General features: G+C 58.7%; 11 protein-coding genes. 3 read left to right on the forward strand and 8 right to left on the reverse strand.

Annotated features, from left to right (window positions below):
• The first annotated feature begins 82 nt into the window (after nucleotides 1-82).
• The gene (gene tsaD, locus AAEZ09_RS07920; protein WP_045059958.1) at nucleotides 83-1,108 is read left to right on the forward strand and encodes a tRNA (adenosine(37)-N6)-threonylcarbamoyltransferase complex transferase subunit TsaD; all 1,026 of its coding nucleotides are present in this window, start codon (nucleotides 83-85) and stop codon (nucleotides 1,106-1,108) included.
• Nucleotides 1,109-1,142: 34 nt separating this feature from the next.
• Here the strand turns inward: tsaD and plsY are convergent, their stop codons facing one another.
• On the reverse strand, nucleotides 1,143-1,712 hold the full coding sequence (gene plsY, locus AAEZ09_RS07925; RefSeq protein ID WP_045059959.1) for a glycerol-3-phosphate 1-O-acyltransferase PlsY: 570 nt from the start codon (nucleotides 1,710-1,712) through the stop codon (nucleotides 1,143-1,145).
• 74 nt (nucleotides 1,713-1,786) lie between these two features.
• On the opposite strand from plsY, the gene folB reads away from it, so the two are divergent.
• Both folB and folK read left to right on the forward strand, forming a co-directional pair.
• Entirely contained in the window at nucleotides 1,787-2,143 is a 357-nt protein-coding gene (gene folB, locus AAEZ09_RS07930; protein WP_045059960.1) for a dihydroneopterin aldolase, read from the forward strand.
• Nucleotides 2,134-2,652: a 2-amino-4-hydroxy-6-hydroxymethyldihydropteridine diphosphokinase gene (gene folK, locus AAEZ09_RS07935; RefSeq protein WP_045059961.1), complete on the forward strand. Its 519-nt coding sequence runs from the start codon at nucleotides 2,134-2,136 to the stop codon at nucleotides 2,650-2,652. The genes folB and folK overlap by 10 nt, the downstream gene beginning before the upstream one ends.
• Nucleotides 2,653-2,741: 89 nt before the next feature.
• Here the strand turns inward: folK and AAEZ09_RS07940 are convergent, their stop codons facing one another.
• From AAEZ09_RS07940 to apaG, 7 genes are all read right to left on the reverse strand, one after another.
• Nucleotides 2,742-3,965: a multifunctional CCA addition/repair protein gene (locus AAEZ09_RS07940; protein WP_350598936.1), complete on the reverse strand. Its 1,224-nt coding sequence runs from the start codon at nucleotides 3,963-3,965 to the stop codon at nucleotides 2,742-2,744.
• A 63-nt stretch (nucleotides 3,966-4,028) separates the two neighbouring features.
• The gene (locus AAEZ09_RS07945; RefSeq protein ID WP_225570214.1) at nucleotides 4,029-5,591 is read right to left on the reverse strand and encodes a SpoVR family protein; all 1,563 of its coding nucleotides are present in this window, start codon (nucleotides 5,589-5,591) and stop codon (nucleotides 4,029-4,031) included.
• Nucleotides 5,588-6,859: a YeaH/YhbH family protein gene (locus AAEZ09_RS07950; protein ID WP_045059964.1), complete on the reverse strand. Its 1,272-nt coding sequence runs from the start codon at nucleotides 6,857-6,859 to the stop codon at nucleotides 5,588-5,590. The genes AAEZ09_RS07945 and AAEZ09_RS07950 overlap by 4 nt, the downstream gene beginning before the upstream one ends.
• Nucleotides 6,860-7,000: 141 nt before the next feature.
• Nucleotides 7,001-8,923: a PrkA family serine protein kinase gene (locus tag AAEZ09_RS07955; protein ID WP_045059965.1), complete on the reverse strand. Its 1,923-nt coding sequence runs from the start codon at nucleotides 8,921-8,923 to the stop codon at nucleotides 7,001-7,003.
• Nucleotides 8,924-9,219: 296 nt separating this feature from the next.
• Nucleotides 9,220-9,549, reverse strand: a complete 330-nt coding sequence (glpE, locus tag AAEZ09_RS07960; RefSeq protein WP_045059966.1) for a thiosulfate sulfurtransferase GlpE — start codon at nucleotides 9,547-9,549, stop codon at nucleotides 9,220-9,222.
• A gap of 33 nt (nucleotides 9,550-9,582) precedes the next feature.
• The gene (locus AAEZ09_RS07965; RefSeq protein WP_045059967.1) at nucleotides 9,583-10,467 is read right to left on the reverse strand and encodes a symmetrical bis(5'-nucleosyl)-tetraphosphatase; all 885 of its coding nucleotides are present in this window, start codon (nucleotides 10,465-10,467) and stop codon (nucleotides 9,583-9,585) included.
• Nucleotides 10,467-10,847 (reverse strand): Co2+/Mg2+ efflux facilitator ApaG/CorD, encoded by a 381-nt coding sequence (gene apaG, locus AAEZ09_RS07970; RefSeq protein ID WP_045059968.1) that lies wholly within the window; start codon nucleotides 10,845-10,847, stop codon nucleotides 10,467-10,469. Before apaG ends, AAEZ09_RS07965 begins: the two co-directional genes overlap by 1 nt.
• Nucleotides 10,848-10,917: the final 70 nt, after the last annotated feature.

The following is a 10,917-nucleotide window of genomic DNA, read 5'->3' on the forward strand; positions in this document are numbered from 1 at the left end:
CTGATCGAAAACCGCTGGTCGGGGCATCGCGTGGCGACTATTATGCGCGCCTTCGAATTCAGCCTAAACAAGGCGCAAACCCATGCTAGTACTGGGATTAGAGACTTCTTGCGACGAAACTGGTGTCGCATTATACGACAGTGAGCGCGGTCTGCTCGCCGACGCGCTGTTCAGCCAGATAGACCTGCATCGCGCCTATGGCGGGGTGGTCCCGGAGCTGGCCTCGCGTGACCATGTCAAGCGCATGCTGCCCTTGATTCGTCAGGTGTTGGCCGAGGCCGACTGCGTGCCTACCGAGATCGACGCGATCGCCTACACCGCAGGTCCCGGGCTTGTCGGTGCATTGCTGGTGGGGGCGTCTTGTGCCCAGGCGCTGGCCTTTGCCTGGGGCATTCCGGCCCTCGGCGTGCATCACATGGAAGGCCACTTGCTGGCGCCCATGCTGGAGTCGCAACCGCCGCAATTCCCGTTCGTCGCTTTGTTGGTGTCAGGCGGTCATACGCAGTTGGTTCAGGTCGACGGGATCGGCCAATACACCCTCTTGGGCGAGACGCTCGACGATGCTGCCGGTGAAGCTTTCGACAAGACCGCGAAGATGATGGGGCTCAATTATCCGGGTGGCCCTGAAATTTCGCGCCTGGCTGAGCAGGGCGTCGCCGGACGTTTCACCTTTCCGCGGCCAATGTGCGACCGCCCGGGCCTGGCCTTCAGCTTCAGCGGCTTGAAAACCTTCGCGCTGAACACCTGGCAGCAGTGCGTGAGCGCCGGGGACGACGGTGATCAAGCCCGTTGCGACATCTCGCTGGCGTTCCAGCAGGCCGTGGTAGAGACTTTGACCATCAAGTGCAAGCGCGCCCTGAAACAGGCCGGCATGAAGCGCCTGGTGATCGCTGGGGGTGTCAGCGCCAACAAGGCACTGCGCACCTCGCTGGAAAAAATGCTCGGCGAAATGCAAGGCGATGTGTTTTATGCGCGTCCGGAATTCTGCACTGACAACGGTGCGATGATCGCGTTTGCCGGTTGTCAGCGTTTGCAGGCTGGCCAGCATGAGAGCCTGGCAATCAGTGTGCAGGCCCGCTGGCCGATGGAACAGTTGTCGGCGCTTTGAGCCGCCTGCGATGCACGGCGCTCACAGCGCTGAATTAGAAATGCCGTTCGCGCCCGGCAAACAGGTCGCGTAGATTGCCACGGTGACGCCAGACAATCAGGCCGGTAAGCGCGCTCATCGGTAGCAGGGCAGCGGGCTCTTGCCACGCCAGCAGTGGCAGGGTCAGAGGGGTGGCAATCAACGCGGCGAGCGAGCTGGTGCGGGTCAGGTAGAACGTCAGCAGCCAGGCGCAAACGGCCAGTAATGCCGCTGGGGGGTAAAGCCCCAGCAGCATCCCGGCAGCGGTGGCGACACCCTTGCCGCCGCGAAATCGGAAGTATAACGGGAACAGATGGCCGATCACGGCGCAGACGCCGATCCAGGCTTGCTCCTGCAGTGAAAGTCCGGCAACACCCGCGATCAATACGGGCACAAGGCCTTTGCAGAGGTCTCCGATCAAGGTCAGGACCGCCAGTTTCTTGCCGGCCAGACGCAACATGTTGGTGGCGCCGGCATTGCCCGAGCCACTCATTCGCGGATCGGGATTACCGGTCAGGCGGCTGAGCAAGATGGCAAAGGACAGCGAGCCGAGCAGGTAGGCGAGAGTCGCCAGTAACCAAAACATGCTAACTATTCCGGGCGAGGACGCCCTGATTCTAACGGCGCATTGCGCCCTTGTCGTGCAGCGGAGAAAAGTGCTTGGACAGAGTGTTTATCGAGGGCCTGGAAGTCGACACCGTCATTGGTGCCTACGACTGGGAGCGAGGCATCCGGCAGTGCTTGCGTCTGGATCTGAGTTTTGCCTGGGATAACCGCCCGGCTGCGGCGGGAGACGACCTGACCCTGGCACTCGATTACGCCAGCGTTTCAGCGCGCATCCAGGCTTTTGCCGAGCAGGCGCAGTACCAACTGGTCGAGACTTTTGCCGAGCGTCTGGTGGAAGTCCTGATGAGCGAATTCGAGATCACCTGGGTTCGGCTCAAACTGACCAAGCCAGGGGCTGTCCCCGCGGCGACTGGGGGTGTGGGTGTGGAGATCGAGCGCGGATGTCGCTGACCCAGGTTTATCTCGGGCTCGGTAGCAATATCGAGCGCGAAGCCCATCTGCAGGCGGGCCTGGAAGCCCTTGCGGGTTTTCTGGTGGATATACGCTGCTCGGCGGTGTTCGAAAGCCAGCCGGTGGGCATCAAGAGTGGGCCGTTTTTCAATTTCGTGGTATCGGCCTGGACTGATCTGCCGTTAATCGAGCTGGACCGTCGGCTCAAGTTTATCGAGGCGGATAACGGTCGTTATGCGCCAGATCGCCGAGGTTTGCCTCTGGATATCGACGTGTTGCTGTTCGGTGACCTGGTGGGCAACTTCGATGGCCTGGTACTGCCGAGGGCAGAAATCCTTAAAAATGCCTTTGTGTTGTGGCCGTTGTCGCTGATTGCCCCGGACCGTGTGCATCCGGGTGTACGAAAAAGCTTTGCGACCTTGTGGAGTGAAGCTCAGATTGATCAGGTGTTGGCCCCGGTGGCGTTCGAGTGGCGCGGTGAGCAACTGACGCCTGCTGAGCTGCTGTAATAGCAAAAGATCGCAGCCTTCGGCAGCTCCTACAGAATTTGCGTCAATCCATGTAGGAGCTGCCGAAGGCTGCGATCTTTTGATCTGCTCTACGCGTGCTCCTTATAGGCTTTGATTGCTTTGAGCCTTTCGCGCTTGATCGCTTCTCCCAGTTCAGGCCCTTTGAATCCCTGCTCCAGCAGCGGCTGAACCGCCACACCGCGGGCTGCCGCTGCCGCCCCGCGCAGGTAGTCCGCCTGCGGATAACTTCGCTGCTCCAGCCCCTTGCGCCCGCGCGCATCCATCTCGCAGGCCGCAATAAACTCCTCAAAACGCTGTGGCCGGCGGTACACATCGAAACTCTGCAACAGTTCCAGCAAGGTCGAGGGCTTCAGCTCCAGGGCGCGGTGGCCATGGGTGTGGTATTGCCCCACCAGCAACGCCAGTTCCTGACAGTCCTTCGGTACCTTGAAGCGTTCGTTGACCGCCTTGATCAGCTTCAGCCCGGTGTGCTCGTGGGCGATATGGCGTGGCCATTCCTCCGTGGGGGTCAGCCCCTTGCCCAGATCGTGCAGCAGGCAGGCCCAGCGCACGGTCAGGGGGAGCTTGTGCAGGGCAGACTGCTGCAACACGCTCAGGGTATGCACCCCGGTGTCGATTTCCGGGTGATGGGCTTCCGGTTGCGGTACCCCGAACAGGGCGTCGACTTCAGGCATCAACACCTTGAGCGCGCCACATTCGCGCAACACCTCGATAAATATTTGCGGTTGGTCTTCCATCAGTGCGCGGGAGATTTCCTTCCAGCTGCGCTCAGCCGTCAACGCCTGCAATTCACCGGAATCGGCGAGCTGGCGCATCAATTCCAGCGTTTGCGGAGCCACCGTAAATCCGAGCCCGGCGTAGCGAGCTGCAAAGCGGGCAACGCGCAGTACTCTGAGCGGATCTTCGGCGAACGCAGGTGAAACATGGCGCAGAAGGCGATCCTTCAGGTCCTGCTGGCCGTGGTAGGGATCGGTCAGATTCTGCTGATCGTCCTCGGCCATGGCGTTGATCGTCAGGTCGCGGCGGATCAGGTCTTCTTCAAGGGTGACTTCAGGGCTGGCATGGAAGGTGAAGCCACCGTAGCCGCGCCCGCTTTTGCGCTCGGTGCGGGCGAGGGCATATTCTTCCCCGCTTTTGGGATGCAGGAACACCGGAAAGTCTGCGCCCACGGGCCGGAAACCCTTGGCGAGCATTTCTTCGGTGGTGGCGCCTACCACTACCCAATCGATATCGGTGACCGGAATACCCAGCAGGCGATCGCGCACTGCACCGCCGACTTTATAAATCTGCATAAAAAACCTCCGTTAGCTCGACAGAATAACCTTTGCGTCGAACCACCGGAGGCACAAACGGATTCAAAGATGAATGACAGCCAGGTCCAGCCGGCCGTAATCACCTTCAGCGTGTTCGCCTTTGGGAGGCACATGTTGGGTTTTCATCACCTGGTCCCCTTGCAGGGTTTCCAGATGAATATCGAAGCCCCACAGCCTGTGAAGATGTTTGAGAACCTCGTCGGTCGACTCGCCCAGCGGTTTGCGATCGTGCTGCTGATGGCGCAGGGTCAGGGAGCGGTCGCCGCGCCGATCGATGCTGTAGATCTGCACGTTGGGTTCACGATTTCCGAGGTTGTACTGCGCCGCCAGGGTCTCCCGGATGGTGCGGTAACCGCCTTCGTCGTGAATGGCCGGAACCAGCAGATCGTCCTTTTGATCATCGTCGAGAATGCTGAACAGCTTCAGGTCACGTATCACTTTGGGTGACAGGTACTGCAGGATGAAACTCTCGTCCTTGAAGCTGCTCATGGCGAATTTGATGCTCGAAAGCCAGTCCGTACCGGCAATGTCTGGAAACCAGCGGTAATCCTCCTCGGTAGGGCTTTCGCACATGCGGCGGATGTCGCGGTACATCGCAAAGCCCAGGGCATAAGGGTTGATGCCACTGTAGTACGGGCTGTCGAAGCCCGGTTGCATGACCACGCTGGTGTGAGAAGTCAGGAACTCCATCATGAAACCATCGGTGACGAGGCCTTCATCGTAAAGGTCGTTCATCAGCGTGTAATGCCAGAACGTGGCCCAGCCTTCGTTCATGACCTGGGTCTGGCGTTGCGGGTAAAAATACTGGGCGATCTTGCGCACGATGCGCACGATCTCGCGCTGCCAGGGCTCCAGCAACGGTGCATGTTTTTCGATGAAGTACAGGATGTTTTCCTGAGGTTCGGCGGGGAAGCGCGCATTGTCCTTCTCGCTGTACTTGTCCGCGCCCTTGGGAATGGTGCGCCACAGGTCGTTGATCTGCTTCTGCAGATGCTCTTCGCGATCCTTCTGACGGCGGCGTTCTTCTTCGGCTGAAATAGGGTAGGGGCGCTTGTAGCGGTCGACCCCGTAGTTCATCAGCGCATGGCAGGAATCCAGCAGGTCCTCCACCGCGTCGATGCCATGCCGCTCTTCGCACTGCATGATGTACTGCTTGGCAAACACCAGGTAATCGATGATCGAACTGGCGTCGGTCCACGTGCGGAACAGGTAGTTACCTTTGAAGAAGCTGTTGTGGCCATAGCAGGCATGCGCTACCACGAGTGCCTGCATGCAGATGGTGTTCTCTTCCATCAGGTACGCAATGCACGGGTCGGAGTTGATCACGATCTCGTAAGCCAGCCCCATCTGGCCGCGGCTGTAGGATTTTTCGGTGCTGAGGAAGTGCTTGCCGTAGGACCAATGGTGATAGCCCAGCGGCATGCCTACTGATGCATACGCATCCATCATCTGTTCGGCGGTGATCACTTCTATCTGGTTGGGATAGGTATCGAGTGCGTAGCGAGCGGCGATACGACTGATTTCGCGGTCATAGGCCTGGATCAGCTCGAACGTCCACTCGGAGCCGGTGGAAATGGGTTGGCGCTTCTGCTCTTTGGCGGTCATGTCACTAACCTGCGCTGGAAGAGTTCACGGAAGACCGGATAGATATCCCCGGCCGAGACCAGTTGCTGCTGGGCAAAAGTGTCAGAGAAGGCTTCGGCAATGCGTTCGTACTCGAACCACAGAGCCTGGTGCTCCCGAGGGGTAATCTCGACATAAGTGTAGTACTGCACGAACGGCATGATCTGATTGATCAGGATGTCGCGGCAAATCGGTGAATCGTCGTTCCAGTTGTCCCCGTCGGAGGCCTGTGCCGCATAGATGTTCCACTCATTGCTTGGATACCGCTCCTGCATGATCTCCTGCATGAGCTTCAGGGCGCTGGAAACGATGGTGCCGCCGGTTTCGCGAGAATAGAAAAACTCTTCCTCGTCCACTTCTCGTGCGCTGGTGTGGTGGCGAATGAACACCACGTCGATCTTGTCGTAGTTACGTTTCAGGAACAGGTACAGCAAGATGAAAAAGCGCTTGGCGATGTCCTTGGTCGCCTGGGTCATGGAGCCTGAGACATCCATCAGGCAGAACATGACCGCCTTCGAACTGGGGTTGGGTTGCTTGATCAGCAAGTTGTACTTGAGGTCGAAAGTGTCCAGGAAAGGCACGCGATGGATGCGCGCACTGAGTTTTTCGATTTCTGCCTCTATTTCCTGGATATCGCCGAAGTTGTCCGGTTCATCCCGCTTCAGTCTCAGCAACTCCTCCTTGGCTTCGCGCAATTTTGCCCGGCTGCTGCCAGACAGGGCAATACGCCGTGCATGGGCTGAGCGCAGGGTGCGGATGATGTTGATCCGCGACGGATTGCCTTCGTTGCTGATGCCCGCGCGGACGGTCTTGAAGGTGTCGGTACCGGTCAGGTTGCGCTTGACCAGGTTGGGCAGTTCAAGATCCTCGAACATGAATTCGAGGAATTCTTCCTGGGTGATCTGGAAGACGAATTCGTCCATGCCCTCACCGGAGTTGCCGGCCTTGCCGGGCCCTCTGCCGCCGCCACCGCCCGGTGGACGGGCAATGTGCTCGCCGCTGGTGAACTCCTTGTTGCCCGGGTGCACGACGGTCTGCTTGCCACCACGGCCGTGGTGAAGCACTGGCTCATCGATATCGCGACCAGGGATGCTGATCTGCTCGCCGTGTTCCATATCGGTAATGGAGCGCCGGCTCACCGCCTCTTCGACGGCTTTCTTGATGTGGTCACGGTAGCGCCGTAAAAACCGCTGGCGGTTTACCGTGCTCTTGTTCTTGCCATTGAGACGTCGGTCGATCACATAGCTCATAGGCCCTCCGGGGAGCTTCGAGTCATAAGCTTCAAGCTGCAAGACAGAAGCTTCAGAAACAAGCGGCGCGCGACATATGGCCACAAATACGCAAACACCGCGTATCTGTGGAGGGTTCGTTGTTTGCCGCCTGCAGCTCCCTTACTGGGACTTTCTCACCCGCAGATACCACTCGGATAGCAGCCGTACCTGTTTGTCGGTATATCCACGCTCGACCATTCGTGTAACGAAGTCGTTGTGTTTCTGCTGGTCCTCTTTGCTGGCCTTGGCATTAAAACTGATGACTGGCAGCAGGTCTTCGGTGTTGGAGAACATTTTCTTCTCGATGACCACCCGCAGTTTTTCGTAGCTGAGCCAGGTCGGATTCTTGCCGTTGTTATTGGCACGGGCACGCAGTACGAAGTTGACGATTTCGTTGCGGAAATCCTTCGGATTGCTGATGCCTGCCGGTTTTTCGATTTTCTCCAACTCTTCGTTCAGCGCTACACGGTTGAGGATCTCGCCGGTTTCCGGGTCGCGATACTCCTGATCCTGGATCCAGAAATCCGCATACAGCACATAACGATCGAAGATGTTCTGCCCATACTCGCTGTAGGACTCGAGGTAGGCGGTCTGGATCTCCTTGCCGATGAATTCGATGTAACGCGGGGCCAGGTATTCCTTGAGGAACCGCAGATAACGTTCGCGTGTTTCGGCCTGGAACTGCTCCTGCTCGATCTGTTGTTCCAGCACATAGAGCAGATGCACCGGGTTGGCGGCGATCTCGTGCGGGTCGAAGTTGAAGACCTTGGACAGGATCTTGAACGCGAAGCGGGTCGAGAGGCCGTTCATCCCTTCATCGACGCCTGCATTGTCACGGTATTCCTGGATCGACTTGGCCTTCGGATCGGTGTCCTTGAGGTTTTCGCCGTCGTACACCCGCATCTTCGAGTAGATGTTCGAGTTTTCCGGCTCTTTGAGGCGCGAGAGCACGGTGAACTGGGCGAGCATTTTCAGGGTGTCAGGTGCGCAGTGGGCTTTGGCCAGCGAGCTGTTGAACAGCAGCTTGTCGTAGATTTTCACTTCGTCGCTGACGCGCAGGCAGTAAGGCACCTTGACGATGTAGATCCGGTCGATGAAGGCTTCGTTGTTCTTGTTGTTTCGGAAGGTGTGCCATTCCGATTCGTTGGAGTGGGCGAGCAGGATCCCGGTAAACGGGATCGCGCCCAGGCCTTCGGTGCTGTTGTAGTTACCTTCCTGGGTAGCGGTCAGCAATGGGTGCAGCACCTTGATCGGCGCCTTGAACATTTCGACGAATTCCATCAGGCCCTGGTTGGCCCGGCACAGGGCCCCCGAGTAGCTGTAGGCGTCGGCGTCGTTCTGCGGGAATTCTTCCAGTTTACGGATATCGACCTTGCCCACCAGCGCCGAGATGTCCTGGTTGTTCTCGTCCCCAGGTTCGGTCTTGGCCACGGCGATCTGGTTGAGGATCGACGGATAGAGTTTCACTACACGGAACTGGCTGATGTCGCCACCAAACTCAGCCAGGCGCTTGGTGGCCCATGGCGACATGATGGTATTGAGGTAGCGCCGGGGAATACCAAAGTCTTCCTCGAGGATCGCGCCATCTTCTGTGGCGTTGAACAGACCCAGGGGTGACTCGAAGACCGGCGAGCCCTTGATCGCGTAGAAGGGCACTTTTTCGATCAGCTGTTTGAGCTTCTCGGCCAGGGACGATTTACCGCCACCGACGGGGCCGAGCAAGTAAAGAATCTGTTTCTTCTCTTCCAGGCCCTGAGCGGCATGGCGGAAATACGACACGATCTGGTCGATGCATTCTTCCATCCCGTGGAAGTCTTCAAAGGCCGGATAGCGACGGATCACCTTGTTGGAAAAGATTCGCGACAGCCTCGAGTTGGTCGAGGTGTCCAGCAGTTCCGGTTCTCCGATGGCCAGCAAAAGACGCTCGGCGGCAGAAACGTAGGCACTGCGGTCCTGTTTGCACAGCTCAAGATACTCTTGCAGCGAGAGTTCTTCCTGGCGTGTGGACTCGAAGCGTTGTTGGAAGTGGCTAAAGATACTCATGACGTCACCTCGCTCGATACGTGGAGCCGACGCCGGATCACTCAGTCGATGCTGGCAGCAACCGAACAGGCGGTCGCTGTTTACCCCCCAGAACTCTTTCAGAGCTGACGACTCCGAAAGCTACTCCCGATGACCCGCGCGCCGGTGTACCGGCTCTCCCCTGTTTTGGATGGCCTGGGCTTAAGGATAGTTGGGAATTCGGGAGGTAAAGGCGAGATACGCAATTAGTTGTGGCAGACCGTTCGTCTGCCACGGCGCTAGCCCACAGTGGCTGGGGCTTACGCGTTACAAAAATATTATTCCGAGGTGCCTTGCGCGGTTTGCGCAGGATAAGTCGTACGCCACAGCTCAAAACCGCCATCCATGCTGTAGACATCGGAGAAGCCCTGGCTGATCAGATAAGCGGCCGCGCCTTGGCTGGAATTGCCGTGGTAACACACAACGACCGTCGGTGCATCAAGGTCGGCGCCCTGGATGAACGCGTGCAGGGAGTGGTTATCCAGGTGCCTGGAACCTGCGATGTGCAGCGCGGCAAAAGTAGCGGGGTCGCGGACGTCGACCACTACAGCGCCTTGTTCGCGCAGGGTTTGTGCCTGCTCTGGGGGGATACGTTTGAATTCGCTCATGGCGGGCTCCTGTGGCTCGGCTGAAAGCGTAGCCTAGCGCTGAATGCTGGCTGACGATGATGCGGTGAGTGTGGGGGCGATGGGCTCAGCGGCGACATGGCCGTGCGCGTCGCATTTGCAAGACAGGCGTTCGCCGGTGTCGACGTTCATCAGGGTCAGGGCGCCGCCCCAGACGCAGCCGGTGTCGAGGGCCGAGATGCCCGGCTCCACAACGTTGCCCTCCAGCGCTGCCCAATGGCCGAAGATGATCTTCAAGCCTTTGGTCTTGCGTTCTTTGTGCTGGAACCAGGGCTTGTAGCCCGGTGGTGCCGAGTCCAGGCCTTCCTTGCTCTTGAGGTCGAGCTTGCCTTCGGCCGTGCAGAAACGCATGCGGGTGAAATAGTTGGTGATTACTCGAAGGCGCGTGATGCCTTTGAGTTCGCTATCCCATTTCGCTGGTTCATTGCCGTACATGCCGTCGAGAAAGGGTGGCAACAGGTTGTCGTCGCGCAAGGCTGTCTCGACTTCGGCGGCACATTTCAAGGCTTTGCGCAGCGACCATTGTGGCGGGATACCCGCATGCACCAGCGCCATGTTGCGCTGTTCGTCGTAATGCATGAGCTTTTGCTGGCGTAACCAGTCCAGCAGGTCTGCGCAATCGGGCGCATCGATGATCTCACGCAGGGTGTCGCCTTTTTTCAGGCGCTCGATGTTCCTCCCGGCTGCCAGCAAATGCAGGTCGTGGTTGCCCAGTACGCATACCAGCGACTCGCGCATGCCGTAGAGGAAGCGCAGGGTTTCCAGCGACTGCGGGCCACGGTTGACCAGATCGCCGACCAGCCATAGCCGGTCATGAGTCGGGTCGAAGACAACTTTTTTGAGCAGGCATTGCAGTGCGTCAAGGCAGCCTTGGAGGTCTCCGACGGCGTACGTTGCCATCAGTGCAGGGCTCCGGGCACCGCCAGGCGGAACGGCGCAATGACGGCGTCGAAGTGCTTGCCGTCGTCGGCAATCATTTCGTAGGTGCCCTGCATGGTGCCGACCTTGGAGGTCATGACCGTGCCGCTGCTGTAGGTGTGGCTCTTGCCTGGATCGATCAGCGGTTGCTGGCCGACGACGCCCGCACCGCGAACCTCCTCGACATGCCCGTCGCCATCGGTGATCACCCAGTGCCGCGACAACAGCTTGGCCGGTAGCTGGCCATTGTTCTGCACGGTGATGGTGTAGGCGAAGGCAAAGCGTTCGTGCTCGGGTTGCGATTGTTCTGCCAGATAGCGGGTGACGACGCTGACGTCGACCTGATAGCGAGGATCGGACATGCAAGAGGCCTTAAAAACGAAGCGGGACGCGGGGCGTAGCTGAGGGAGTCAGTCTAGGCCAAGTACCGGG

It is taken from the genome of Pseudomonas sp. 65/3-MNA-CIBAN-0223, from assembly GCF_040310425.1.
Taxonomy (GTDB): domain Bacteria; phylum Pseudomonadota; class Gammaproteobacteria; order Pseudomonadales; family Pseudomonadaceae; genus Aquipseudomonas; species Aquipseudomonas gregormendelii.